This window comes from Pedococcus ginsenosidimutans, assembly GCF_039544395.1.
GTDB classification, from domain to species: Bacteria; Actinomycetota; Actinomycetes; order Actinomycetales; family Dermatophilaceae; genus Pedococcus; species Pedococcus ginsenosidimutans.
Genome location: NZ_BAABLO010000001.1, coordinates 426,266 through 451,751 on the forward strand (window position 1 = coordinate 426,266; position 25,486 = coordinate 451,751).

General features: G+C 72.6%; 26 protein-coding genes. 12 read left to right on the top strand and 14 right to left on the bottom strand.

The genetic code is table 11. The features are described 5' to 3' along the window. Positions 1-24: 24 nt before the first annotated feature. The 6 genes from ABEA42_RS02100 to ABEA42_RS02125 all read right to left on the bottom strand — a co-directional run bounded on the left by ABEA42_RS02100 (position 25) and on the right by ABEA42_RS02125 (position 7,422). Positions 25-1,407, bottom strand: coding sequence for a nucleobase:cation symporter-2 family protein (locus tag ABEA42_RS02100; RefSeq protein ID WP_345500826.1), 1,383 nt, complete (start codon positions 1,405-1,407; stop codon positions 25-27). Positions 1,408-1,429: 22 nt separating this feature from the next. After that, entirely contained in the window at positions 1,430-2,347 is a 918-nt protein-coding gene (gene pucL, locus ABEA42_RS02105; protein ID WP_345500828.1) for a factor-independent urate hydroxylase, read from the bottom strand. A 190-nt stretch (positions 2,348-2,537) separates the two neighbouring features. After that, a complete protein-coding gene (locus ABEA42_RS02110) occupies positions 2,538-3,047 on the bottom strand; it encodes a helix-turn-helix domain-containing protein (RefSeq protein ID WP_345500829.1) in 510 nt (169 codons plus the stop codon). Positions 3,048-3,156: 109 nt separating this feature from the next. Further along, positions 3,157-3,780 (bottom strand): HNH endonuclease signature motif containing protein, encoded by a 624-nt coding sequence (locus tag ABEA42_RS02115; RefSeq protein WP_345500830.1) that lies wholly within the window; start codon positions 3,778-3,780, stop codon positions 3,157-3,159. A 958-nt stretch (positions 3,781-4,738) separates the two neighbouring features. After that, entirely contained in the window at positions 4,739-6,004 is a 1,266-nt protein-coding gene (locus tag ABEA42_RS02120) for a DUF6986 family protein (RefSeq protein WP_345500832.1), read from the bottom strand. Beyond that, entirely contained in the window at positions 6,001-7,422 is a 1,422-nt protein-coding gene (locus tag ABEA42_RS02125; RefSeq protein ID WP_345500834.1) for an NAD-dependent malic enzyme, read from the bottom strand. Before ABEA42_RS02125 ends, ABEA42_RS02120 begins: the two co-directional genes overlap by 4 nt. A gap of 129 nt (positions 7,423-7,551) precedes the next feature. On the opposite strand from ABEA42_RS02125, the gene ABEA42_RS02130 reads away from it, so the two are divergent. Then, positions 7,552-8,409, top strand: a complete 858-nt coding sequence (locus ABEA42_RS02130; RefSeq protein WP_345500835.1) for a PaaX family transcriptional regulator — start codon at positions 7,552-7,554, stop codon at positions 8,407-8,409. Here ABEA42_RS02130 and ABEA42_RS02135 read toward each other — a convergent pair. Then, on the bottom strand, positions 8,375-8,806 hold the full coding sequence (locus ABEA42_RS02135) for a RidA family protein (RefSeq protein WP_345500836.1): 432 nt from the start codon (positions 8,804-8,806) through the stop codon (positions 8,375-8,377). The genes ABEA42_RS02130 and ABEA42_RS02135 overlap by 35 nt on opposite strands. Before the next feature lie 80 nt (positions 8,807-8,886). Here ABEA42_RS02135 and ABEA42_RS02140 point away from each other — a divergent pair, with 80 nt between their 5' ends. The 9 genes from ABEA42_RS02140 (at position 8,887) to ABEA42_RS02180 (ending at position 18,658) form a co-directional block, all read left to right on the top strand. Further along, positions 8,887-9,792 (top strand): fumarylacetoacetate hydrolase family protein, encoded by a 906-nt coding sequence (locus tag ABEA42_RS02140; protein WP_345500838.1) that lies wholly within the window; start codon positions 8,887-8,889, stop codon positions 9,790-9,792. A gap of 37 nt (positions 9,793-9,829) precedes the next feature. Beyond that, entirely contained in the window at positions 9,830-10,315 is a 486-nt protein-coding gene (locus ABEA42_RS02145) for a cupin domain-containing protein (RefSeq protein ID WP_345500839.1), read from the top strand. Continuing rightward, positions 10,312-11,235 (top strand): acyl-CoA thioesterase, encoded by a 924-nt coding sequence (locus ABEA42_RS02150; protein WP_345500841.1) that lies wholly within the window; start codon positions 10,312-10,314, stop codon positions 11,233-11,235. Before ABEA42_RS02145 ends, ABEA42_RS02150 begins: the two co-directional genes overlap by 4 nt. Then, on the top strand, positions 11,235-12,932 hold the full coding sequence (locus ABEA42_RS02155) for an AMP-binding protein (RefSeq protein WP_345500842.1): 1,698 nt from the start codon (positions 11,235-11,237) through the stop codon (positions 12,930-12,932). The genes ABEA42_RS02150 and ABEA42_RS02155 overlap by 1 nt, the downstream gene beginning before the upstream one ends. Continuing rightward, positions 12,929-15,337, top strand: a complete 2,409-nt coding sequence (locus tag ABEA42_RS02160; RefSeq protein WP_345500843.1) for a bifunctional salicylyl-CoA 5-hydroxylase/oxidoreductase — start codon at positions 12,929-12,931, stop codon at positions 15,335-15,337. The genes ABEA42_RS02155 and ABEA42_RS02160 overlap by 4 nt, the downstream gene beginning before the upstream one ends. Beyond that, positions 15,334-15,756: an acyl-CoA thioesterase gene (locus tag ABEA42_RS02165; RefSeq protein WP_345500844.1), complete on the top strand. Its 423-nt coding sequence runs from the start codon at positions 15,334-15,336 to the stop codon at positions 15,754-15,756. Before ABEA42_RS02160 ends, ABEA42_RS02165 begins: the two co-directional genes overlap by 4 nt. 123 nt (positions 15,757-15,879) lie before the next feature. Further along, entirely contained in the window at positions 15,880-17,220 is a 1,341-nt protein-coding gene (gene nhaA, locus ABEA42_RS02170; protein WP_425571970.1) for a Na+/H+ antiporter NhaA, read from the top strand. A 63-nt stretch (positions 17,221-17,283) separates the two neighbouring features. After that, positions 17,284-17,679, top strand: coding sequence for a phage holin family protein (locus ABEA42_RS02175; protein WP_345500847.1), 396 nt, complete (start codon positions 17,284-17,286; stop codon positions 17,677-17,679). A gap of 64 nt (positions 17,680-17,743) precedes the next feature. Beyond that, positions 17,744-18,658 (top strand): alpha/beta fold hydrolase, encoded by a 915-nt coding sequence (locus ABEA42_RS02180; RefSeq protein ID WP_345500848.1) that lies wholly within the window; start codon positions 17,744-17,746, stop codon positions 18,656-18,658. Between the two features lie 89 nt (positions 18,659-18,747). Here ABEA42_RS02180 and ABEA42_RS02185 read toward each other — a convergent pair whose 3' ends face one another. From ABEA42_RS02185 to nth, 3 genes are read right to left on the bottom strand one after another with little or no spacing between them, the layout of a single operon-like run. After that, a complete protein-coding gene (locus ABEA42_RS02185; RefSeq protein ID WP_345500849.1) occupies positions 18,748-19,959 on the bottom strand; it encodes a MarP family serine protease in 1,212 nt (403 codons plus the stop codon). Continuing rightward, positions 19,960-20,658 carry an NUDIX hydrolase gene (locus tag ABEA42_RS02190; protein ID WP_345500851.1) on the bottom strand — a complete coding sequence of 233 codons (699 nt, stop codon included), beginning with the start codon at positions 20,656-20,658 and terminating at the stop codon, positions 19,960-19,962. Further along, entirely contained in the window at positions 20,655-21,371 is a 717-nt protein-coding gene (gene nth / locus ABEA42_RS02195; protein ID WP_345501415.1) for an endonuclease III, read from the bottom strand. Before nth ends, ABEA42_RS02190 begins: the two co-directional genes overlap by 4 nt. 208 nt (positions 21,372-21,579) lie before the next feature. Here nth and ABEA42_RS02200 point away from each other — a divergent pair, with 208 nt between their 5' ends. Continuing rightward, positions 21,580-22,257: a Crp/Fnr family transcriptional regulator gene (locus ABEA42_RS02200; RefSeq protein WP_345500852.1), complete on the top strand. Its 678-nt coding sequence runs from the start codon at positions 21,580-21,582 to the stop codon at positions 22,255-22,257. Positions 22,258-22,366: 109 nt separating this feature from the next. Here the strand turns inward: ABEA42_RS02200 and ABEA42_RS02205 are convergent, their stop codons facing one another. From ABEA42_RS02205 to ABEA42_RS02220, 4 genes are read right to left on the bottom strand one after another with little or no spacing between them, the layout of a single operon-like run. After that, positions 22,367-23,191: an MBL fold metallo-hydrolase gene (locus ABEA42_RS02205; RefSeq protein ID WP_345500853.1), complete on the bottom strand. Its 825-nt coding sequence runs from the start codon at positions 23,189-23,191 to the stop codon at positions 22,367-22,369. Beyond that, positions 23,188-24,024 (bottom strand): NUDIX hydrolase, encoded by an 837-nt coding sequence (locus ABEA42_RS02210; RefSeq protein WP_345500854.1) that lies wholly within the window; start codon positions 24,022-24,024, stop codon positions 23,188-23,190. Before ABEA42_RS02210 ends, ABEA42_RS02205 begins: the two co-directional genes overlap by 4 nt. Before the next feature lie 12 nt (positions 24,025-24,036). Further along, positions 24,037-24,513 (bottom strand): RidA family protein, encoded by a 477-nt coding sequence (locus ABEA42_RS02215; protein ID WP_345500856.1) that lies wholly within the window; start codon positions 24,511-24,513, stop codon positions 24,037-24,039. A gap of 3 nt (positions 24,514-24,516) precedes the next feature. Further along, on the bottom strand, positions 24,517-24,672 hold the full coding sequence (locus ABEA42_RS02220) for a DUF4177 domain-containing protein (RefSeq protein WP_140742397.1): 156 nt from the start codon (positions 24,670-24,672) through the stop codon (positions 24,517-24,519). Positions 24,673-24,707: 35 nt separating this feature from the next. Here ABEA42_RS02220 and ABEA42_RS02225 point away from each other — a divergent pair, with 35 nt between their 5' ends. Further along, positions 24,708-25,481, top strand: coding sequence for an alpha/beta hydrolase family protein (locus ABEA42_RS02225; RefSeq protein ID WP_345500858.1), 774 nt, complete (start codon positions 24,708-24,710; stop codon positions 25,479-25,481). Positions 25,482-25,486 lie beyond the last annotated feature (5 nt).

Genomic DNA, 25,486 nt, shown 5'->3' on the forward strand with positions numbered 1-25,486 from the left:
TGGCCGGAGCCGCAGGTGGAACGGTTAGTGCTTGCGCAGGGCGCTCGCCTGGTCGGGTCGGACCAGCACGGGTGGCGCGCCGGACACCACGGAGGGCGAGCGCCCCACCCCGCCGCGCATGACGTTGAAGAACAGGTTGAGCAGCACCGCGACCAGGCTGGCGGCACTGATGCCGGAGTCGAAGATCGTGGCGAACCACTGCGGGAACTCGGCGTAGAAGGCGGGGACCGCGATGGGGATGGTGCCGACACCGAGGGCGGTGGCCACCAGGACGATGTTGAGGTTGCCGTCGTAGTCGACCTTGGACAGCGTGCGTATGCCGCTCGCGGCCACCGAGCCGAACAGGACGATGCCGGCACCGCCCAGGACGGGCTGGGGCACACCGGCCACGACGCGACCGAGTACGGGCAGGAGGCCGAGGGCCACCAGTACGGAGCCGCCGGCGGTGACGACCCACCGGCTGCGCACGCCGGTGATGGCGACGACACCGACGTTCTGGGCGAACGCGCTGGCCGGGAAGCTGTTGAAGACCGGGGCGATCGCCGTCGCGAGCATGTCGGCGCGCAGGCCGTCACCGACACGGCGCGGACTGGTCCCGGTGCCGACGATCTCACCCACCGCGAGGATGTCGGCGGTCGTCTCGGTCATGATCACGAGGATGACGATGATCATGGAGATGATCGCGCCGACCTCGAAGACCGGCGTCCCGAAGTGGAACGGTGTCGGGAAGGCCACCCAGCTCCCCGTCCCGACCCCGGAGAAGTCGGTGCGGCCGAGGGCGAGGGCGAGCACCGTGCCGACGACGATGCCGAGCAGGATGGACAGCCGGCTCACCGGGCCCTGCACCAGGCGCGAGAGCAGCAGGATGACGAGCAGGGTGAAGGCGGCCAGCCCGATGTTGCCGACCGAGCCGTAGTCCGGCGCCTTGTCGTTGCCGCCCATCGCCCACCGCACCGCGACCGGGAAGAGGGACAGGCCGATGACGGTGATGATGACCCCGTTGACCACGGGCGGGAAGAAGCGCACGACCTGGCTGAAGAACGGGCTGATCGCGAGCCCCACGAGCCCGGCCACGATGATCGAGCCGAACACCGCGGGCAGCCCTCCCCCGCTCGTGGCGACCGCGGTCATCGTGGAGACGCTCGCGAACGAGATCCCCTGCACCAGCGGCAGCTGCGAGCCGAAGAACGGGATGCCGACGCTCTGCAGGATCGTCGCGAGGCCGCTGACGAAGAGGGCTGCCGAGACCAACAGGGCGATCTCGGTGCCGTGCAGGCCGGCCGCACCGCCGACGATGAGCGGTGGGGCGATAACGCCGCCGTACATCGTCAGGATGTGCTGGACGCCGTAGGCGTAGGTGGACGCGAGCGGGAGCCGCTCGTCCTCGGGACGTGTCGTCGTTGACACGGGAGGCACCTGGTCCGACCGGTCAGCAGAAGCCGGGGACGGTGAGCCAGGCGTCGCCCGGGTCGCTGCCGTCCTCGCGCTGCACGGTGGCCTCGATGAGGCCGTAGGGACGGTCCGCGGCGATGAAGACCTCGCCGGGGTTGTCGAGCCCGAACGGCGACAGGTCGACGAGGAAGTGGTGCTTGTTGGGGGCGGAGAACTTGATCTCGGCGACCTCGGGGTGGGCGGCGAGCACCGCGGACCCCATGGCGTAGAGGCTCTCCTGCAGCGCCCGGCTGTACGTCGTCGCGAACGTCTCGAGCATCACCTGGCGGATGTCGTCGAAGGACTTGTTCCAGTCGGTGCCGTCGGCGACGGCGTCGTCCTCGTAGCGCCAGCGGGCGACCAGGGAGGTCGCAAGGATCCGGTCGTCGGTCTCCTGCAGCGTCGTGTAGTCGTCCTTGAGGAAGCCCTTGAACTCCGAGCCGGTCGACTTGAGGACGACGAGGTCCTTGACCCCGGAGACCACCCAAGCCCTGGTCCCGTCGCCGGTGCGCTGGCGGGTGACGACCGTGGTGCGCACCTCGCCGCCGCGCTTGACGAACGCGTGGTCGTGACCGGCGCCGCCGACGTCGATGCGGTCCCAGGCGTACTCCTCGACCTCGATCCGGCTCGCGGTGGCGGCCGGCGTCACGGCGAGGAACCGGTCGCCGAGGGTCAGCGCGTAGTCCTCGGGCGAGGTCACGCCGTGCTCCTTGGCGAACGCGAACGCGGTGTTCTTCTGCGTGTCGGTCGGCAGGACGTTGGCCTGGTCGCCGGTCTCGTGGGCCGCGCGGAAGTCGCCGCGCAGGGCGGTCGAGACGTTGAGGTCGCGGATCTCGTGGCGGGCCGTGTCGCGGTAGATGCGTACGACGCGGTTCTCCGCCTTGCCGTACTGGTTGGGTCCGAGGACGAAGCTCATGGTGCTCCTTGGGGCTGCGGTGCCGTGGACGGGGCGGGCGGGCCGGCGGGTGGTGGCCGGTCGTGCCGCGGGCGCAGAGTTGGCGTCCTGTGTCATATCGCGTCTCTTCCGTGATGCGGAAACGCGTTTACGAATAGTGGAACATTAGGACGGCGGCCCCCGTCCGTCAACAGTTTGTTGAGAAAATTCGTCAGGACTGTGCGGCGTCGGTCTCGCGGATGCGGTTCAGGTAGTTGTAGACCGTGAAGCGGGTCAGGCCCAGCGCCTCCGCGACCGTCTCGGCCGAACGCCGCATCTCGAAGGCCCCGCGCTCCTCCAGCAGCCGCACCGCGTGCTGCTTCTGGGCGCGCGGCAGCCCGGACAGGCTGCCGCCGAGCTCCCCCTCGACCTCGGCGATGAGACGGGCCAACCCGTCGGAGAGGTCGGTCGTGACCCCCACCACCGGGGGTGCGACGTCAGCGTCGAGGTCACTGACCGTCAGGGTCACCCGCGTCGCCCCGTGCGCCAACGCCCCCTTGATCGCTGCGCCGACAGCGTCCACGACCACCTGCGCGTCGCCCTCCACGGACGTGCCGAGCGGGCCGAGGTCGGGGGTCAACCCCACCTGGCGCAGCGCGTCGGCGGACGCGGTGACGTGGGAGGGCAGCTGGTCGTCCTCACCGTGGAACGGCTCGGTCGTGAACTCCACCCGGACGCGCATGGCGTCACGCTACTTCCCCCGGCCCGCAGCCACGTTCAGGGCCCGGGCCTGCGGTGCCCCACCGGTCCGGATGAGGGCTCTCGGTCGGCGCGCACGCCGACCGGCGGGGTCAGAGGACGCGGACCAGGCCGCGGTCGGGGTTGGCGGGATCGTCGAGCCAGGACACGAACTCGGGTTCAGGTTCTGGTGGTGGCACCGCCGTGAGGTGTCGTCGGCCGAGGGCGGTGTCGGGTGGGAGCTCGAGGTCGGTCCATCGGAGGGGTCCGCCGGTGGGTGGGCGGTATGCCGTGCGAGTGTCGTCGAGGTCGAAGTCCGGGTCCCCCTCGGGTGGTGGGGCGGTCTCGCCCGGTCGGGGTGGGCGGATGGGCAGGCCGTAGCGGTTGGTGACTACCAGCCCGTCGGGGCGGGTGGGGTCGACGGTGATGGTGTGGTCGCCGCGGTCGATGCCGTCGTGGTGGGTGGGGCAGAGCAGGACCTGGTTGTCCACGTCGGTGCGGCCACCGTCAGACCACGCCTCGAGGTGGTGCACCTCGGTGAACGCGGTGGTGGTGCAGCCGGGGAACCGGCATCCGCGGTCGCGGTCGGTGATGAGGCGTCGGGTGCGGTCGGGCAGGATCCGCATCGCCCGACCCACCGACACCGGTGTGCCCTCGGTCTCCCAGACGGGCCGCACCGTGCCGTCGCTGATGAACCGTCCGAGCAGCCGCAGCGGGATCGCGTGACCACCGGACACCCAGGCGCCGTCGGTGTCCAGGTGCAGTACACCCGGTAGTGCGACGCCCGGCTGGTCGACGTCACCGACGCCAGGGACCGGTTGGCCATCTCCTCCAACGCATCGGCGTAGGTGGGCAGGCCTGCGTGCCGGTCGTCCTCCGCGACGTGGTCGACAACGGTGTCGGCAGCTGCGGTGTCGCGGCGGCGGGTGAAGAGCGCGTCCTTCGCTTCCTTCACCGCCTGCTCGACCAACGCGCCGACGGTCGCGGGGGCGGAGTACCGCAGCTGGAACCGGCCGTCGGCGTCGTAGTGCATGAACAGCTCCGGCTTCGCGCACGCCCGCTGCTCTGACACCGACCTGGGGTCGGCCGGGACCAGCGGGTCCTGCAGGCCGGCGCTGGTCGTCGCATCGGTCGCCTCGTCGGCGTCTGCGGTGTCGCCATCAGTGTTGGTGGGAGGGGGCGCTGGGAACGCGTGCCGGGCCACCGCGCGGCGCAGCTGCGGCACCGTCGCTTCCCGGGCCAGGGCGGTGACCGACGCCTGGTACCCGGCCGGGACGGCGCGGGCGATGACCGCGACCTGGTCCAGCGACAGCTCACCCGCGCCCAGCGCAGCGGACGCCTCGACCAGCTCGGACCTCCGCCGCGCGACCCGCACCACGTCGCCGGCGTGCGCCGGCGACAACCCGGCCCGCACGACCAGGTAGTGCTCCGGGGTCTTGAACCCACCATCACCCCAGTGCGGTCCTCGATCAGCTCGGCAGCGATGTCGACCAGCTCCGCCTGCGCCCGGTTCAACCGCCCCGCCACGGCCGCGGTCCGCGCCCACAGCTCCTGCTGCCGGCGGTGCCGGGACTGCGCGAGCGGGCTGGTCGGCATACCTCAATCGTACAGGTGTTCGAACAGCAACGGGAGGGCTGTCCCCACGAAAATGCTTGCAGCGCAACCCGATCCGTCGACGGCAGGACAGCGCAGCGGCTACTTGGCGCGTCGGGCGAGCACGTCCATCCGAGCGCGGTCGATCCCCGTGAGGGCCTCGACCTCGTCGGCGTCGACGGCCCCACAGTCCAGGCCCCGCACGACGAAGTCGGCCAGCGCCCTCGCCGTCGCGGGCTCGTCCATGACACCGGACTCGAGGCTGCCCACGTAGTTGCGCAGCCGCTCGGCGGCCGCCGGCAGCCCCTCGCGGTAGAAGGCATAGGTCGCGGCGTACCGGCTGGGGAGCTGGGCGGGGTGGAGGTCCCAGCCCTGGTAGTAGCCGCGCTCGAGCGACCGGCGCACGAGGCGCGCGTGGAGGGCCCAGGCCGCGTGGACCCGGTCGCGGTCGCCCACGGGCAGGACGTTGGTCGAGCCGTCGGACAGCCGCACCCCGGTGCCGGCTGCCGCGACCTGCATGACGGCCTTGGCGTGGTCTGCCGCAGGGTGCTCCATCGACTGGTAGGCCGCTGCGATGCCGCACGAGGCCGAGTAGTCGTAGGTGCCGTAGTGCAAGCCGGTGCACCGACCCGCGGCCGAGTGGACCATCCGGGCCACCAGAGCCGTGCCGTCGGGGCCGAGGATGGACTGCGGCGTCTCGACCTGGATCTCGAAACTCATTGCACCCGAACGCAGCCCGAGCCCGGACTCGAGTCGTTCGCAGGCCAGGACCATCGCCTCGACCTGGTCGACGGACGTCACCTTCGGCAGGGTCACCACGAACCCGTCGGGCAGCCGCCCGTCGACCGTCACGGCCTCGATGAACCGCGCCAGGCTGCGCACACCACGGGCCCGGGTCGGTGCCTCGAAGCTCTTGAAGCGAATCCCGGTGAAGGGCGCTGCGTCCCCCGCATCGAGGGAGGCCAGCAGGGCTGCGGCGGCCTCGTCGACCGCGCCGTCCTCCTCGTCGTCGTCGCGCGCGCCGTACCCGTCCTCGAGGTCGATGCGCAGGTCCTCGACCGGCTCGCTCGCGAGCTTGGCGCGGACACGGGTCACCACCTCGTCGGCGAGGTGGACGGGCAGCCCGAGCACGGCGGCGTACTCCGCGGCGCTGCCGGCGTGCTCGTCCATCGCAGCGAGCGCCTCCTTGCCCCACCGGGGCACCAGGTCGGCGTCGTACCTGTCGGCCGGGACGTAGACGGTGTGGACGGGCTGCCGCTCCGCCCGCTCGCCCGGGAACCCCTTGGCCAGCAAGGCATCCGCTTGGGCGAGGTGGACGTCGATCTCGTCGGTCAGGGCGGTCGCGTCGAAGGTCGTGCGTGCAGTCATGCGTGGGCGTCCTCGGGGTCGTCGGTGTGGCGTTCATGGGCGCCCGCGGCGTGCCGCACCGCAGCCGCGACAGCAGGCGCGACGTCGGGGTCGAAGACGCTGGGCACGATGTAGCTGGCGTTGAGCTCGTCGCGGTGCACGCAGTTGGCGATGGCGGTGGCCGCGGCGATCATCATGTCGTCGGTGATGTCGCTGACCCCGGCGTCGAGCAGCCCCCGGAAGAAGCCGGGAAACGCGAGCACGTTGTTGATCTGGTTGGCATAGTCCGAGCGCCCGGTGGCGACGACGGCGGCGTGCCGGCTGGCGGCGACCGGGTCGACCTCGGGGTCGGGGTTGGCGAGCGCGAACACGATCGCGTCCGGGGCCATGGTCGCGACGTCGTCGCCGTCGAGGAGGTTCGGCGCCGACACCCCGACGAACACGTCGGCACCGGCGAGGACCTCCTTGAGGGTGCCGCGGACGCGGCGGGGGTTGGTGTTGCTGGCGATCCACCCGCGGAACTCGTCGCGGTGCTCGGCGTCGGGGTCGAGCGCGCCGTGCCGGTCGCAGCCGACGATGTCGGTCGCGCCCTGGGCGTCGAGCAGCCTGATGATCGCGTGGCCCGCGGCGCCGACACCGGAGACGACGATGCGGACGTCGCCGATGTCCTTGCCCACCACGCGCAGGGCGTTGGTCAGCGCCGCCATGACGACGATCGCGGTGCCGTGCTGGTCGTCGTGGAACACCGGGATGTCGAGCTCGTCGCGCAGCCGGCGCTCGATCTCGAAGCAGCGCGGGGCCGAGATGTCCTCGAGGTTCACGCCGCCGTAGACCGGGGCGAGCGCCTTGACGATGGAGATGATCTCCTCGGTGTCCTGGGTGTCGAGGCAGACCGGCCAGGCGTCGACCCCGGCGAACCTCTTGAACAGGGCCGCCTTGCCCTCCATGACCGGCAGGGCTGCGGCGGGGCCGATGTTGCCCAGGCCCAGCACCGCCGAGCCGTCGGTCACCACGGCCACGGTGTTGCGCTTGATCGTCAGGCGGCGGGCGTCCTCGGGGTTGGCCGCGATGGCGAGGCAGACCCGGGCGACCCCGGGGGTGTAGGCGCGCGACAGGTCGTCACGGTGCTTGAGCGGCACCTTGGGGTTGACCTCGAGCTTGCCGCCGAGGTGCAGCAGGAACGTGCGGTCGCTGACCTTGCGGACCTTGACGCCCGGCACCGCGGCGATCGCGGCGGTGATGCGCTCGGCGTGGTCGGCGTCGGAGGCGTTGCACGTCACGTCCACCACGAGGCCCTGGGCGCGGGACTCGACCACGTCGAGGGCGGTGAGGGCGCCACCGGCGTCGGCCACCGCCGCCGCCAGCGTCCCCGTGGTGTCGATGGCGGCGGGCGCCTCGGCCCGCACGGTGATGGAGTAGCCCGGGCTCGGTGCTGCCATCTGACGACCTCACAATTCCACGATATGGATTTCGGCTTCTGTCCTACGGAAGACTAGAGGCGCTGACCGGCAGCGGACAAGGACCGGTCCGACCCGTGACCGGCCGCGCGCGCCGGATACATTCCTCCCGTGACGACGACGGAGCTCGACGGGGGCACGGAGCGGGGGGCACTGCCCCCACGCGCGCTCATCGTCACGATGCTCGGGTTGTACGTCCGGGAGTTCGGCGGCTGGATCAGCGTCAGCGCCCTCATCCGCCTCATGGCCGCGGCCGGTGTCGACGAGCAGGCCGTCAGGTCCTCGCTGTCGAGGCTGAAGCGCCGGGGGATCGTCGAGGCCGAGCGTCGGGCCGGCGTCGCCGGCTATGCCCTGTCGGAGTACGCACGGACCGTGCTCGAGGTCGGGGACCGCCGCATCTTCGCCCAGCGCGAGCAGCAGGCCCGCGACTGGGTGGTCGTGGTCTTCTCCGTCCCGGAGTCGGAGCGCCAGAAGCGGCACGCGCTGCGCTCGCGCCTGTCCTGGCTCGGGTTCGGCACCGTCTCCTCCGGGGTCTGGATCGCGCCGGGCCACCTCGCGGACGACGCGCGCGAGGTGCTGCTCGGCGACGGCCTCGACCCGTACGTCGACCTGTTCCGGGCGGAGTACCTCGCCTTCGGCGACCCTGCCGCCAAGGTCGCCCGGTGGTGGGACCTCGACTCCCTCGAGCAGCTCTACACCGACTTCCTCGACGCGCACGAGCCCGCCCGCGCAGCGTGGGAGGCACAGCGACACGTGCCGCCGGGGCCGGAGGCCTTCGCCGACTACGTCCGGGCCCTCACCGCGTGGCGCCGGCTCCCCTACCTCGACCCGGGCCTGCCGACCGACCTGCTGCCCGCGTCGTGGTCGGGCACCAAGGCTGCGGAGACGTTCTTCGAGCTGCACCGCCTGCTCGCCGGCCCCGCCCACGACTTCGTCACTGCGGAGGCCGGAGCCGCTCGTCAGGGATGACGGCGACGCCGACGATCTCGATGAGCGCCTCGGGCTGCCACAGCGCCGTCGTGCCGATGCCCGCCATCGCGGGGTACACGGGTCCGGCCAGCTCGCGCCAGGCGCGGCCGATCTCGCGCCCGTGCGCCTGGTAGTCGGGGATGTCGGTCAGGTAGATCGTGATGCTGACGAGGTCCTCGGGGACACCGCCGGCCTCGGCCAGGGTGGTGAGGACGTTGGAGAACGCCTGCCGGAACTGCTCGACGATCCCACCCGGGACGATCTGCATCTGAGCGTCGAGCGCCGTCTGGCCGCCGAGGTAGAGGGTGTTGCCCGACAGCGTGCCGTGCGAGTAGCCACTGGGCGTCGGCAGCGAGGTGGGGTTCACGGGGACCGGGGACAGCGGGTGGGCGGGCATCGAACCTCCAGGGACGGTGGGCGTGGTCCGAGCCTAGCCGACCTATTGACGTTTGACGACGGTCGTGAAAATCTCGCTATATGCAGTTCGGCACCGTCGCCCACGCGGGCACGACCCGCGCCGCCGCCCTCACCGACGACGGCTGGCGTGCGCTGGCTGCCCCTGCCGCGCGAGCCGGGGACCGTGACGGGCACGACGCCGACGGGCACGACGCCGAGGGGTACCCAGCGGACCTGTCCGCCTTCCTCTCCGCCGGCGGCGCACTGTCGTCCGACGCGCCGCTGGGCGAGGTGCTCGCGGGCGCCGAGCCGCTCGCCCCGCTGCCGCGACCGGCCAAGGTCATCTGCTGCGGCCTCAACTACGGCGAGCACATCCGCGAGACCGGTCGCGAGCTGCCGAGCCACCCGACCCTGTTCGTGAAGTACGCCGACAGCCTGGTCGGCCCGACCGACGACGTCTGCCTGCTCGCCGGCACCGACGTCGACTGGGAGGCCGAGCTCGCCGTGGTCGTCGGCGCGACCATCCGCCACGCCGACCGGGTCACCGCTGCAGCGGCCATCGCGGGCTACACCGTGGCCAACGACGTGTCGGTGCGTGACTGGCAGTACCGCACCCTGCAGTGGTTCCAGGGCAAGGCGTGGGACGACTCGACCCCGACCGGCCCCGTCGTGGTGACGCCGGACGAGGTCGACCCCACGGCCGGGCTCACGATCACCTGCCGGGTCAACGGCGAGGAGGTGCAGCGCGACAGCACGAAGACCCTGGTCTTCGACAGCGCCGACCTGCTCGCCTACATCTCGACCTTCACCACCCTGCGTCCCGGCGACCTCGTCCTCACCGGCACCCCCGGCGGGGTCGGCACCGCCCGGGACCCGCAACGGTTCCTCGCCGACGGCGACGTCCTCGAGACCGAGGTCGAGGGAATCGGCCTGCTGCGCAACACGATCCGCCTGTCCCCCAACCCGAGCCTGACCACCCGAGCCTGACCACCCGAGCCTGACCACTCGACCGAGGAGACCCACCGTGGAACCCGACTTCAGCAAGTACGAGCTCGAGGGCGACAACTCGATCTACGCCGACGTCAACGGCCTCGTCGTCCCGGTCGTCACGCGGGGCGGCCTGGAGGCCGGCGACACCGGGCAGTCCGGCGGCGCCACTCGGATCAGCGGCGTGAGCATCCAGCACACGCCGGCACGGCGCCTGTGGTTCGGGAAGGTCAGCAACGAGGCGGGGTACCGGTCGGTGCCGCACCACCACGGCGAGGCCGAGACCGGCGGCTACGTCCTGTCGGGCCGCGCGCGCATCTACTTCGGCGAGCGCTTCGAGGACTACATCGACATGGCCGAGGGCGACTGGGTGTTCGTACCCCCCTTCATGCCCCACGTGGAGTGCAACCTCGACCGCAACAACCCGCTCACCTGGATGACCGCCCGCACCCCGGAGAACATCGTCGTCAACCTCCCCCAGGTCCCCGACGCCGACCTCCGCCACTGGTCGGACCGCCCGTGACCCCCACCTCCGAGGTCCTCACCCGGGCGCTCGCCCTCGCCCCCACCGAGCCGCAGCACTTCGACGTCGCGTTCACCGCGACGACCCAGCCCTGCCCGTGGCCGAAGGCCTACGGCGGCGACATGGTCGCCCAGGCAGCCGCGGCCGCGATGCTCACCGTCACCGACGGCAAGACCCTGCACTCGATGCACAGCTACTTCATGCGTCCCGTCGACATCGGCGCGCCGGTCACCTACGAGGTCGAGGTGCTGCGCGACGGCCGCGGCTACGCCACCCGCCAGGTGCGCGCCTTCCAGAACGGCAAGGCCGCCTACACCTGCCTGGCCGGCTTCGCCGCCGGTGAGGACGGGGGCCGGTACGCCGCGTCGGCGCCGTCCGGCCTGCCTGCGCCTGACGAGCTGCCCGGCTCCGCGGAGTACCTCGCCGACCGTGAGGTGGGCGGGGGCTCGACGATGACCGAGGAGTCGAAGGAGTACTGGTCGGGCGGCCGCAGCTTCGACATGCGCCACGTGCCGGGGCCGGTCTACCTCGAGGTCGACGGCGGCAGCGCCGCGCACCAGGCGTTGTGGGTCAGGCCCTTCGACGCCCTGCGGCCGGTCGACGGGCTCACCGACACCCAGCGCGACCTCGCCGCCCTGGCCTACGTGTGCGACTACACGATCCTCGAGCCGGTGCTGCGCGTCCTCGACCTCCCGTGGGCGGCGCCCGGGCTGGTCACGGCCAGCCTCGACCACGCCATGTGGTTCCACCGCCTGCCGGCACCGGGCGTCCTCGACGGCTGGCTGCTCTACGCGCAGGAGGCCGTGGCCGCCGACTCCGGTCGCGGTGTCGGCCTCGGCCGCTTCTTCACCCCCGACGGTGAGCACCTCGCCACCGTCGTCCAGGAAGGCATGATCCGCGCCACCTCCGGAGGTCACTGATGTCGACCACGCCAGACGCCGCCGACGCGACGGCCACCCTCTCGCCGAGCGGGCACACCGACACCTTCGCGCGCGACCACCTCCCGCCGGTGGAGCAGTGGCCCACGCTCGAGTTCACGACCCCGGACCTGCAGTACCCCGAACGGCTGAACGCGGCCGTCGAGCTCCTCGACGCCACGGTCACGACCCACGGCCCCGACCGCCCCGCGCTGCGCACGCCTGACGGCACGGTGTGGAGCTACGGCGAGCTGCAGCGGGCCGTCAACCAGGTCGCTGCCGTGCTCACGGAGGACCTCGGGCTCGTGCCCGGCAACCGCGTGCTGCTCCGTTCCCCCAACAACCCCTGGACCGTGGCTGCCTGGCTCGGCACGCTCAAGGCCGGCGGGGTCGTGGTCACCACCATGGCTGCCCTGCGTGCCCGCGAGCTCGGGCCCGTCGTGGAGAAGACGCGGCCCGCGGTCGCGCTGGTCGACCACCGCTTCCTCGAGGACGTCGAGACCGTCCGCGACACCGTGGCACCCGACCTGGTCGTCGTGCCCTACGGCGGCGACACCGACGACGACCTCACCCGTCGCGTCACCGCCAAGTCGGGCTCCTTCATTGCCGCCGACACCGCGGCCGACGACGTCGCGCTCTTCGGGCCCACCTCAGGCAGCACCGGCGTCCCCAAGATCACCACGCACTTCCACCGCGACGTGCTGTCCATCGACAACACCTTCGGCCGCCACGTCCTGCGGCTGCGGCCCGACGACGTGGTCGCCTGCACCGCGCCGTTCGCCTTCACCTTCGGGCTGGGCATGCTCGTGGTGTTCACCCTGCGCGCCGGCGCCTGCGCCCTGCTCACCGAGTCGGCGACGCCGGCCCAGCTCGCGGAGCTGGTGCAGCAGCACGGGGTGACCGTCCTCGCGACGGCCCCGACGGCGTACAAGCAGATCATCAAGGCCGGTCACCTGCCCAGGCTGGCCGGGCTGCGCGCAGCGGTCAGCGCCGGTGAGCACATCGCCCAGGAGGTCTGGGAGGCCATCCGCCGCGAGCTGGGCCTCGCCGTCATCGACGGCATCGGCGCCACCGAGATGCTGCACATCTTCATCTCCGCCGCGGGCGACGACATCCGCCCCGGCAGCACGGGCAGGCCCGTCCCGGGCTACCGCGCCACGATCCTCGGTCCCGACGACCAACCCGTGGCCCCCGGCACCGAGGGCCGCCTCGCGGTCATCGGTCCCGTCGGCTGCCGCTACCTCGACGACGACCGGCAGCGCGGCTACGTCGTCGACGGCTGGAACGTCACCGGCGACACCTTCGTGCAGGACGAGGACGGCTACTTCTTCTACCGCGCCCGCACCGACAGCATGATCGTCTCCTCCGGCTACAACATCGGGGCGCCCGAGGTGGAGGCCGCGATCGACAGCCACCCCGACGTCGTCGAGGCCGGCGTCGTGGGCGAGCCCGACCCCGAGCGCGGCTCCATCGTCAGCGCCTTCGTCGTGCTCCGCGAGGGCGTCGTCGGCGACGAGGCCAAGGCCCGCGAGATCCAGGACCACGTCAAGGCGACGCTGGCGCCGTACAAGTACCCGCGCCGGGTGCGCTTCGTCGACCAGCTGCCGCGCAACACCAGCGGCAAGCTCCAGCACTTCAAGCTGCGCGACCTGACGCGCGACCAGTCCACCCCCGACCCCACAGGGAAGGCACCGTCATGAGGATCGCCATCGTGGGTGGAGGCCCCGGCGGCCTCTACCTCGCAGCCCTGATGAAGCAGCTCGACGCCGGCCACGACGTGACGGTCTGGGAGCGCAACGCCCCCGACGACACCTTCGGCTTCGGGGTCGTGTTCTCCGACGAGACCCTCGGCGGGATCGAGAGCGCCGACACGGCCATCTACGGCGCGATGGAACGGCAGTTCGCGCGGTGGACCGACATCGACGTCGCCGTCGACGGCCGCTCGTCCACCATCGGCGGACAGGGGTTCGCCGCGATGAGCCGCAAGGAGCTGCTGCGCATCCTCCAGGCGCGGGTCGCCGAGCTCGGCGTGCAGGTCCACTACCGCACCGAGGCGCCCGACACCGACCGGCTGCGTGCCGAGTACGACCTGGTCGTCGCCTCCGACGGGCTCAACTCCCAGGTGCGCACCCGCTACGCCGATGCGTTCGGCCCCAGCCTCGACCGGCGGCACAACAAGTACATCTGGTTCGGCACCGACCTCGTCTTCGAGGCGTTCCAGTTCATCATCCGCAACACCGAGTTCGGGACCATGCAGATCCACGGATACCCCTACTCCGACCAAGGATCCACGTTCATCGTCGAGATGCACGAGGACGTGTGGCGGCGTGCCGGGTTCGACCGCACGGAGGACGAGGTCTTCCCCCCGGGCGTCTCCGACGAGTACGCCGTGCAGCGCGTCGCGGAGATCTTCGCCGACGACCTCGGCGACCACCGCATCCTCACCAACAACTCCAAGTGGCTCAGCTTCACGACGGTCCGCAACGAGCGCTGGCACGACGCCAACGTCGTGCTGCTCGGCGACGCAGCCCACACGGCCCACTTCTCCATCGGCTCGGGCACCAAGCTCGCGATGGAGGACGCCCTGGCCCTGGCTGCCTGCCTGCACGAGCACAACTCCGTGCCGAAAGCCCTTGCGGCTTATCAGGAAGAGCGCAAGCCGGTGGTCGAGTCGACGCAGCGCGCCGCCCAGGCGAGCCTCGAGTGGTTCGAGAACATCGGCATGTACGCCGACCAGCACCTCGACGAGTTCGTGTTCAACCTCCTCACCCGCTCCCGCCGCATCACCTTCGAGAACCTCAAGGACCGCGACGCCGAGTTCGCGGCGCGCATCCAGGCCGCCTACGCCCGCGCCGCCACCGGTGCGGCCGCGGACGAGGCGGCGCCGGCGATGTTCCAGCCGGTGCGGATCGGCCCCCTGGAGCTGAAGAACCGCGTCGTGCTCTCCCCCATGGACATGTACTCCGCGGTGGACGGCGTGCCCGGCGAGTTCCACCTCGTGCACCTCGGCTCGAAGGCCCTCGGTGGCGCCGGGCTGGTGATGTCGGAGATGACCTGCGTGTCACCCGAGGGCCGGATCACCCTGGGCTGCCCCGGCCTGTGGAACGACGAGCAGCGCGACGCGTGGGCCCGGGTGACGGGGTTCGTGCACGAGCACAGCACCGCCAGGATCGGGCTGCAGCTCGGGCACTCCGGCCGCAAGGGCTCGACCCAGCTCATGTGGGAGGGCATGGACGAGCCGCTCGAGGACGGCAACTGGGAGGTCGTCGGGCCGTCCGCCCTGCCCTACGGCGACGGCTGCCACGTGCCCCGCGAGATGACCCGCGCCGACATGGACCAGGTGGTGTCCGACTTCAGGGAGGCCGCCCGCCGCGGGGTCGAGGCCGGCTTCGACCTCGTCGAGGTCCACGCCGCCCACGGCTACCTCCTCTCGTCGTTCCTGTCACCCATCTCCAACGTGCGCACCGACGAGTACGGCGGCCCGCTGGAGAACCGCCTGCGCTTCCCCCTCGAGGTGTTCGACGCCGTACGCAGCGTGGTTCCGGACCACGTCCCCGTCACCGTCCGCATCTCGGCCACGGACTGGGCGCCGGACGGCAACACCGAGCACGACGCCGTCGAGATCGCCCGCGCCTTCATCGAACACGGCGCGGCTGCCATCGACGTCTCGTCCGGGCAGGTGACCAAGGACGAGAAGCCGGCGTTCGGGCGGTCCTACCAGACGCCGTTCGCCGACCGGATCCGCCACGAGGTGGCCCGGCCCGCCGGGGTCGCGGTCATCGCGGTCGGGGCGATCTCCTCGCACGACGACGTCAACTCGATCCTGCTCGCGGGTCGCGCCGACCTGTGCGCCCTCGGCCGCACCCACCTCTACGACCCGCAGTGGACCCTGCACGCCGCGGCGGAGCAGGACTACGCCGGGCCTGCCGCGCAGTGGCCGGTGCAGTGGCAGGCGGGGCGGCGCAGGCCACCGACCTCGCGCACCGACCGGGTGCCGCCGCGGCTGGCGCTCCTGCGGGACGGCGGGGCGGACGACGTCCACCTGCGCTGGCGCCCGGGCGCGGCCGAGGTCGCCCCCGCCACGCCTGAGACCGTGTCGGCGTGAAGGACCCCATCGCCTCGGCCACCCTGCGCTCACGGATCGAGTGGATCGACACCGACGCCGCCGGGATCTACCACAACAGCACCGTGCTGCGCCTCGTCGAGTCCGCCGAGGCGTCGCTGGCCCGCGAGCGCGGCCTGCACGGCTACTTCCCGGTGGCGCCGCGGGTGCGCTACGAGGCGGACTTCGAGGCGCCCCTGTTCTTCGGGCAGGAGGTCACGACCACGGTGTCCGTCACCGAGCTCGGCACCTCGTCGATGACCTTCGACTTCGAGGTCTGGGGCGAGGCGTTCGAGGGGGCGCCGCGTGAGCGCGCGGCCCACGGCCGCTACGTCACCGTGCACCTCGACCGCAGCGGGCCGGGACGGCCGTCGAGCGCGCCGTGGCCGGCCGAGTGGGTGGAGCGCCTCACCGCGGGGTGACGAGGCTTGTCGTGGCGACCCCGCCCGCTACGCTGGTCGTGGTGAGCCGGGAAGCCTGGTCGGCGTCGCTGCCAGCACGCGTGGCGGCGTCTTGACGCTGTCACCGACCCCGAAAGGCCCCTCGTGAGCCTGAACCCCCTGCGCCCGCGCCTCTTCGCCCGCACCACGTGGCAGGAGGCCCAGTACGTCGCTGCGGCGCTGCGCACCGAGACGGTCGGCGGCGCCCTGCTGCTCACCGCCGCGGTGGCCGCCCTGGCCTGGGCCAACTCGCCGTGGTCCGACGCGTACTCCGCCCTGCGCGACCTGCAGGTCGGCCCCCACGCGCTGCACCTCGACCTCACCCTCGGCCAGTGGGCGGCTGACGGCCTGCTGGCGATCTTCTTCTTCGTCGCCGGACTGGAGCTGAAGCGCGAGTTCCTCGTCGGCGAGCTGCGCAGCCCGGCCAAGGCGGCCCTGCCGGTCGCGGCCGCGCTGTGCGGCGTGGCCGTTCCCGCCGCCCTCTACCTCGCCACGGTGAGCCTCCTCGGCGGCGGGGGCGACGCGCTGCGCGGCTGGGCCGTCCCGACCGCGACCGACATCGCGTTCGCCCTCGCGGTGCTGGCCGTCATCGGCACTCACCTGCCCTCGGCCCTGCGCAGCTTCCTGCTGACGCTGGCGGTGGTCGACGACCTCGTGGCCATCACGATCATCGCCGTCTTCTACACCCAGAGCCTCGACCTGCCCCTGCTCGGGCTCGCCCTGCTGCCGCTGGCGGCGTTCGCCTGGCTGGTCCAGCGACGCATCGCCCACTGGTGGCTGCTGCTCCCGCTCGCCCTGCTGACCTGGGGGCTGGTGCACGCGTCCGGCATCCACGCGACGGTGGCCGGCGTGCTGCTCGGCCTCGTCGTCCCGGTGCGCCCGCGCGCCAGCGTCCCCCGGGTCAGCACCCTCGACGCCGACACCGACGTCGCCCACCGCTTCGAGCACCGGCTGCGGCCGCTGTCGGCAGGGGTCGCGGTCCCGGTGTTCGCGTTCTTCGCCGCGGGGGTGCAGGTCGTCGGGGGCGGTTTCGGCGACAGCCTCGCCGACGAGGCCGCGGCTGCGGTGGTGGTCGCCCTCGTGCTCGGGAAGGTGGTCGGCGTCCTCGGTGGCACCTGGACCTTCGCGCGGTTCACCCGCGCCGAGCTCGACGACGACCTCGCCTGGTGGGACGTCGTCGGCCTGTCGATGCTGGCCGGTATCGGGTTCACCGTCTCGCTGCTCGTCGGCGAGCTGGCCTTCGGCACGGGCAGCCCACGCGACGAGCACGTCAAGCTCGCCGTGCTCACCGGGTCGGTGCTCTCGGCCCTCCTCGCGACCGTGGTCCTGCGCGCCCGCAACCGCGTCTACCGCCGTCTCGAGGAGCTCGAGTCGCGTGACGACGACGGCGACGGCATCCCCGACGCCTTCCAGGGCACGGATGTGCAGGCGCCGCCACGCGGTTAGGGTTGGGGCGCGCCGGGTAGCGACACCGCACACCGGCACCGAGGGAAGCAGAGGTGAGGGCACATGACCGCCAACCAGGCAGGCCCCGAGCGCACGCTCGGCCAGCTGGTGGCCGACGCCACGCACGACATGTCGACCATCGTCCGCAGCGAGATCGCGCTCGCGAAGGCGGAGATCACCACCGAGGCCAAGACCGCTGGCAAGAGCGCCGCGATGTTCGGGGCGGCCGCGTTCGTCGGGCTGCTCGGACTCATCTTCCTGTTCCACACCATCGTCGCCGTCCTCGACATCTGGCTGCCCGAGTGGGCCGGCTACCTCATCACCACGGCCCTGCTGTTCGCCGTCGCGGGCATCCTCGCCCTTGTCGGCAAGAACAACATCGCCAAGGTCAACGGCAAGCCTGAGCGCACCATCAAGAACGCCCAGGAGACCGTCCAGGCGCTCAAGTCCGGCGACTGATCCCCGGCACCCCTCCTCCCCGGAGCGGGTCCCCGAGACCGCGCAGCACGGCATACTCCCCCGCATGAGTCTCGACGCCTCGATGGCCCTCATCGACGGCCCGTGGGAGCACCGCTTCGTCGCGGCCAACGGTGCCCGCTTCCACGTCGCCGAGCAGGGCGAGGGACCGGTCGTGCTGCTGCTGCACGGGTTCCCCCAGTTCTGGTGGGCGTGGCGGCACCAGATGCAGGCCCTCGCCGACGCCGGGTACCGCGCCTGCGCCATGGACCTGCGGGGGTACGGCGCGTCGGACAAGCCCCCGCGCGGGTACGACACGCGCACCTCGGCGACGGACGTGGCCAGCGTCCTGCGGTCGCTCGGTGCCTCCCGCGCCGCGGTCGTCGGCCACGGGTGGGGCGGCTGGATCGCGTGGAGCATGCCGACCCTGCAGCCCACCGTCACCCGCGCGGTCGCCTCGCTGTCGATGCCGCACCCGCTCGTCTTCCGCCGGGCGTCGTTCACCAGCACCCGCCAGACCCGGGCCAACGCCTACCTCGCCGGCCTGCAGCGGCCCTTCGTGCCCGAGCGCCAGATGACGGTGCACGGCGGCTACGTGCAGAGGCTGCTGCGTGAGTGGGCCTCACCGGAGGGCATCTGGCCCTCGCCCGAGGAGGCCAGGGTCTACGCCGACGCCATGGCGCTGCCGTTCGTGGCGCACTCCGCGGCCGAGTACTACCGGTGGCTCGTGCGCAGCCAGGCCCGTCCCGACGGCTGGCGCTTCGCGGCCCGGATGAGGACCCCGATCAGCGTGCCGGTCCTGCAGCTGCACGGCGAGCGCGACGGCGCGGTGCTGCCGTCGTCGGCCGGTGGGGCGCAGGAGTGGTGCACCGGCCGCTACGAGCGCGCCCTCATCGCCCACGCCGGGCACTTCCTGCCGGAGGAGGCGCCGCAGGAGGTCAACGAGCGGCTGGTCCGCTGGCTCGACTCCCTGCCCTCGTAGCCCGAGGGGGCAGGTTCAGCCGGCGACGCAGGGGCGGGTTCAGCCGGCGACGCAGGGGCCGGGTTCAGCCGGCGACGCAGGGGCCGGGTTCAGCCGGCGACGCAGGGGCCGGTGTCGACCGGCGTGGACGCGCTGGCGGCCGCGGCGAGGACCGGCCGCGCCTCGTTCATGGTCAGGGCGTAACCGGTGCTGGCGTCGTCGAGCGACTTGGCGAAGATGACCCCCACGACACGGCCGTCGGTCGACAGCAGCGGGCCACCGGAGTTGCCGGGACGCACCTGCGCGTAGAGCGAGTAGACCTCGCGGCTGGTGCCGGGGCGGCCGTAGATGTCGGACCCGTGCGCCTGGATGACCTCGCGGACCCGGGCCGCGTCGAGGCGGTAGGGGCCGTCGAGGGGGAAGCCGGCGACGACGCCGCTGTCGCCGCGCTGGAGGTCCTGGCCCTGCCGCAGCGGCTGCGCGGGCAGGTCCGGCACGGACAGCACGGCGAGGTCGCGCCGGGTGTCGAAGAGGACGACCCGACCCGTGTAGGAGCGCCCGGTGCCGTGCACCCGGAGGGTCGCGGTCTGCATACCGGCCACCACGTGGGCGTTGGTCACCACGCGCCCCGGCGACACGACCCACCCGCTGCCCTCCTGGCCGCGGTTGCAGGACGTCGCGACGCCGGTGATCTTGATGACCGAGGCCGCCGCCTCGCGCACACCGGCGGTCTGCGCCACCGACTGGTCCGGCGGGGCGACCGGGACGATGCGCTCGGCCTCGAGCCCGTTGAACACGCGGGGGAAGCCCTCACGGTCGAGCACCTCCCGGAAGCCGGCGAACAGCCTCGAGGTGCCCGGCGGGACGAACCCGTCGATGACCCGCAGGACCCGTGACTCACCGATCGCCTTCGCGATGGGGGCCGGGGCACCGCCACGCAGGGCACCGGCGATGAACCACACCAGCACCGCCGCGGAGAGCACCACGGCGACCGCGCCCAGCCCGGCGTCGAAGACCTGGGCCGGCTTGATCCGCAGCCGCGAGCGCAGCCGGCCACCGACGGCCACGGCGATCGCCTGCCCGGCCGAGGCGAGGATGAAGACACCCGCGATGAGGACCACGGTGCGCAGCAGTGGTGCGTTCTCGAGGTCGCTCCAGGAGCTGACCGCCAACGGCAGCAGCCACATGGCCAGCGCACCGCCGGCCAGGAAGCCGGCCAGCGACATGACGCTGACCACCAGGCCCTGCCGGTAGCCGGTGACGGCGTAGCTGATGAACAGCACGATGAGCAGCAGGTCGAGGAGGGTGAGTCCGAGGAACATTCAGGCTCGGCCTTCCGTCGCGGTCTGGGTCAGGGCGTCTCGCGGCCCACCGGGCCGGTAGCGGTCGGGGAGCGGTCGTTCCACCCCACGGTCCCACGGGATGGTCAGCCCGCCGAAATCGAGCACGGCCGACAGCAGTCCGGCGGTGAAGCCCCAGACGAACAGGCCGTCGAACTCGAACCCCGGCCCGACGTAGCCGCTGGGGTGGGTCACGGTGAACCGGGCCGCTGGGTCGAGCAGGTCGGCCAGCGGGGCACGGACGGCGCGGTGGACCTCGGCAGGGTCGATGTCGTCGACGTGTCCGGGCTCCCGCCACCAGGCGAGCACCGGGGTGACCACGAACCGCCGTGGGCTGAGGTAGATGTCGGGCAGCTCGGCCACCACCTCGATGGTGGCCGGGTCGATCCCGACCTCCTCACGGGTCTCGCGGAGCGCGGCGGCGGCGTCGGACTCGTCGTGGGGCTCGCGCTTGCCCCCCGGGAAGGAGATGTCGCCGGGCTGGGTGCGCAGGGTGTGGGCGCGCTCGGTGAGCACGACGTCCTCGCCACCGTCGGGGGCGGGACCGAACAGCAGCAGCACGCTCGACCGGCGCCCACCGCCGGGCGGCGGCGCGAACCGGTCGAAGAACCCGCGGTCTGCCGCCGCGATCCCGTCGCGGGCGCGGTCCATCCACTCGGGGCGCGGACGACGAGCGGTCACGACGCGTCGGCGGCTTCGACGACGTCGGCGGTGGGCGCGGCGTACGGGTTGTCGGCGCCGGCGGCCAGCTCGAACTTGAGCAGCTTGGCGGCCTTGACGGGGTCGGTCTCCCCCGCGCCGTACGAGGGGCACAGCCGGGCGACGGGGCACGCGCCGCACGCGGGCTTCCTCGCGTGGCAGGTGCGCCGGCCGTGGAAGATCAGGACGTGCGACAGCATGGTCCACTCCTTGCGGGGGATCAGCCTGCCGACGACCTCCTCGACCTTGACCGGGTCCTCCTCCGTGGTCCAGCCGAACCGGCGCACGAGGCGGCCGAAGTGCGTGTCGACGGTGATGCCCGGGATGCCGAAGGCGTTGCCGAGCACCACGTTGGCGGTCTTGCGGCCCACCCCGGGCAGCGTCACGAGGTCCTTCATGCGCGGGGGCACCTCGCCATCGAAGCGCTCGACGAGGTCGGCGCCCAGCTTCATCACCGAGCTGGTCTTCGCGCGGAAGAAACCGGTGGGCTTGAGCAGCGCCTCCATCTCCTCGCGGTCGGCGCCGGCCAGGGCAGCGGCGTCGGGATAGCGGGCGAACAGCTGGGGCGTGACCTTGTTGACCATGACGTCGGTCGTCTGCGCGGACAGCACCGTGGCCACCAGGAGCTGCAGCGGCGTCTCGAAGTCGAGCTCGCAGTGGGCGTAGGGGTAGTGCTCGTGGAGCACGCGGTACATCTTCCGGGCACGCCTGGTCAGGGCGACCGGGGACTCCTCGCGGGGCGGCGTGGCCGCGGCGGGGGTGACGGATCGGGGCACCCGGCCAGCCTACGGGTCACTGCTGACGCAGGGCCCGGGTCTCCGCGCCCAACAGCACGGACCCGCTCCCTCCACGGGCCGCGGTCACCCCGGCGGGGGCCCTCGACGGCATGGCACACTGTCGCCCGTGGATCACGACGTGGTGAGAAGAGCCCCGCTGTTCGCTGCCCTCGACGAGGAGGCGTCCACGACGCTCATGCAGTCGATGACGCAGACCCGCCTCGAGCGTGGCGACGTGCTCTTCAACGAGGGCGACCAGGGCGACCGCCTCTACGTGATCCGTGAGGGCAAGGTGAAGCTCGGCCGCCGCAGCAGCGACGGGCGCGAGAACCTCGTGGCGATACTGGGCCCCGGCGAGATGTTCGGCGAGCTCAGCCTCTTCGACCCCGGCCCGCGCACGATGACCGCCACCGCGGTCGCCGAGACCCAGCTGCTCGGCATCGGCAACGAGGACCTCAACGGGCTCCTCGCCGGGCGCCCTGCAGTCGCCAAGGTCCTGCTGGCGGCCCTGGCCAAGCGCCTGCGCCGCACCAACGAGAACCTCGCCGACCTCGTCTTCACCGACGTGCCCGGCCGCGTGGCCAAGGCCCTGCTCGACCTCTCGGCGCGCTTCGGCCGTCCCGTCGAGGAGGGCGTCCTGGTCGCCCACGACCTCACCCAGGAGGAGCTCGCCCAGCTCGTCGGCGCCTCCCGCGAGACGGTCAACAAGGCGCTCGCCGACTTCGCGACCCGCGGCTGGCTGCGCCTCGAGGCCCGCGCCGTGCTCATCCTCGACGTCGAGCGCCTCAAGCGCCGGGCCCGCTAGGCCCCCTCTCTCCGTCCCCCGGTCCCCTCTCCGCGACTCATTGCCCGCCGGGCACCGGAACAGGCTCCCAACCGGGCCCTGGCGGTGCACCCGGGGCAAGAAGTCGGGATCAGGGGTGGGTGCGCAGGTACTCCAGCTGCGCCGCCACGCTGAGCGCCGCCGCCGGCCAGACCTCGCGGGGCACGTCGGCGTACACCCGCTCCACCACCGCCTGCACCGGGTCGTCGGCCTGCGCGGCGCCGTCGGCCAGCGCCTGCCGCACCTGCTCGAGGCGCTCGGCGCGGTGCCGGCGGTAGAAGGCGACCATCGCCGAGGCGTCCGGCACGACAGGCCCGTGCCCCGGCAGGATCGACGTCACCGACCCGCCGCCGGTGAGGGCGGCGAGGCGCGCGAGCGAGTCGAGGTATGCAGCGAGCTCGCCGTCCGGGTGCGCGACGACGGTGGTGCCGCGGCCGAGGACGGTGTCGCCGGTGAGCAGGGCATGGTCGGCGGGCAGGGCGAACGAGACGGAGTCCGAGGTGTGGCCGGGCGTGGCGACGACCCGCAGCTCGAGCCCACCGGCCCGCACGACGTCCCCGTCCCCGAGGTCGTCGTGCCCACGGCCGACGGCCTGCGTCGGCGCGCCGGTCAGCTCGGCGAACCGCCCGGCGCCCTCGGCGTGGTCGGCGTGGCCGTGGGTGAGGACAGTCCGGGCCACGCGGGCACCGCGCTCCTCGACCGCTGCCACGACGGCGCGCAGGTGCGGCTCGTCCAGCGGCCCGGGGTCGACGACGACGGCCTCGGTGGCCCCCGGCTCGAGCAGGACCCAGGTGTTGGTCCCGTCGAGCGTCATCGGGCCCGGGTTGGGGCACAGGATGCAGAGGGCACGCTCGGTGGCCCGGCCGCCGTGCCACGCGCCCGCTGCCGCCGACGGCGCCGGAGCAGTCCCGCTCATCGCGGCAGCGTCGCCCGCAGGACGACTCCGTCACCGGTGTCGACGAGCTCGGGCTGGACGGTCTCGACCACCGGGCGCTCGGCGATGAACGCCGCCGCCGACGTGGCCGCGGCGACCTCCTCGACGGCGACGACGGTGGGCGGCAGCATGAGCGCCTCGCCGCGCGACCAGGCATCGAGCAGCTCGGCCGGCCGCACCCAGGCGGCGAGGTCGGCCTCGGTGGTCCGGTCGTCGGCCCGGTGGCCGGCGGGGACGGCCGCGGTGAAGAACCGCGTGTCGTAGCGGCGGGCCTCGAAGACCGGGGTCACCCAGTGGGCGCGGTAGCCCAGCAGGTCCGAGCGCAGCACGAGGCCGTGCTCCAGCAGCACCTCGGACAGCGACGCCTCCCTGTCCAGGAGCCGTCGGCGCTGCTCGCGCCAGTGGTCGTCGTCGACGTCCTCGACGACCGAGTCGGCGGACGGCCCCGCCAGCAGGACGCCGCACTCCTCGAACACCTCGCGCACCGCCGCCGCGACCAGCTCGCGCGCCCGGGCCTCGTCGACCCGCAGGAGCCGGGCCCACTCGGCCGGGGCCGGGCCGGCCCACGGCAGCTCAGCCTCGGCGTCGCGGGCGTCGACGCCACCGCCGGGGAAGACCATCATGCGCGGCGCGAAGGCCATGGTCGCCACCCGGCGCAGCATGAAGACCTCGACCCCCTCGGCCCCGTCGCGGACGAACATCACGGTCGCCGCGAGGCGGGGCTGGGGGGCCGAGGAGGGCTGCGGGTCGGCGAGCCAGGCGTCGATGCGCTCGTGCAGCGACGGCGAGTCCGCCACCGGGAAGTCGCGGATCACCGCGTCGGGCTCCTACTCGTCGGCGAGGGCGACGACGATCTCGACCTCGACGGGGGCGTCCAGCGGCAGGACGGCGACGCCCACGGCGGAGCGGGCGTGGATGCCCGCGTCGCCGAACGCCTTGCCCATGAGCTCGCTCGCACCGTTGATGACACCGGGCTGCCCGGTGAAGGACGGGTCCGAGGCGACGAACCCGACGAGCTTGACCACCTGGGTCACCTTGTCGAGGTCGCCCACGATGCCCTTGACGGCGGCGATGGCGTTGAGCGCGCAGATCTCTGCGAGCTTCTTGGCGTCCTCGGCGGGGACGAGGCCGTGGCCGTCGCCGACCTTGCCCGTCTGCACGAGCTCACCGGACACCATGGGCAGCTGCCCGGAGGTGTAGATGCGGCGTCCGTCCTGGACGGCCGGGACGTACGCGGCCACCGGCTTGGCGACCTCCGGCACGGACAGGCCGAGCTCGGCCAGGCGATCTTCGACTGCACTCATTGGTCAGGCCTTCTCCCGCTTCAGGTACGCGACCAGCCCGTTGCCGTCGGGTCCGGTGAGGACCTGCACGAGCTCCCAGCCGTCCTCGCCCCACTGGTCGAGGATCTGCTTGGTCGCGTGGACGATCAGCGGCACGGTCGCGTACTCCCATTTCTGCATGTCCGCAGCCTAGCCACCGCTGGCAGGATGGGTGCATGGCCTCTGTCGGCAGGCGTGACCCCATCCAGGTGCTCGACGAGCGGGCCGCCCCGCCGACCCGCACGACTCCCTACGGCGACCACGAGGTCCAGGTCTACGACGTCCGCATGCCGGAGCGCGTCACCCGCGCCCTGACGGTGGTCGTGGTGCACGGCGGCTTCTGGCGGCTCGACTACGACCGGGGCCACGCGAGCCGCCAGGCGCAGGCCTTCGCCGACGCAGGGCACCCCACCGCGGTGGTCGAGTACCGGCGTCCCGGGATGACCGGGGGCGGCTGGCCGGGCACCGCGGAGGACGTCGCGGCGGCGGTCGGCGCGATCCGCCGTGACCCCGACCTCGCGCACCCCCTCGTCCTGGTCGGGCACTCCGCCGGCGGGCAGCTCGTCGCGTGGGCCGCCGCCCAGCCGTGGGCCCATGGCTTGCGCGGGGTCGTGAGCCTCGCCGGGGTCCTCGACCTCGCGCACGGCGAGGCCACCGATGTCGGCGGCGGCGCCATACCGGCGTTCCTGGGCGGCACCCCGGCACAGGTGCCCGAGGCGTACGCGGAGGCGGACCCGGCGCGGCTGTCGCCGGCCGTTCCCGTGGTCCTCGTGCACGCCGTCGACGACGAGGTGGTGCCCTACGACCTGACCACGCGGTACGCCGCGCGGCACCGGGGTCCGGGGGTGCGGCTCGTGCCCGTGGAGACGGGGGGCCACTACGGCCTCATCGACCCCGAGCACCCCGCCTTCGCCGAGGTCGCCGCGGCCGTGGACCTGCTCGCCTCCTAGGCTGG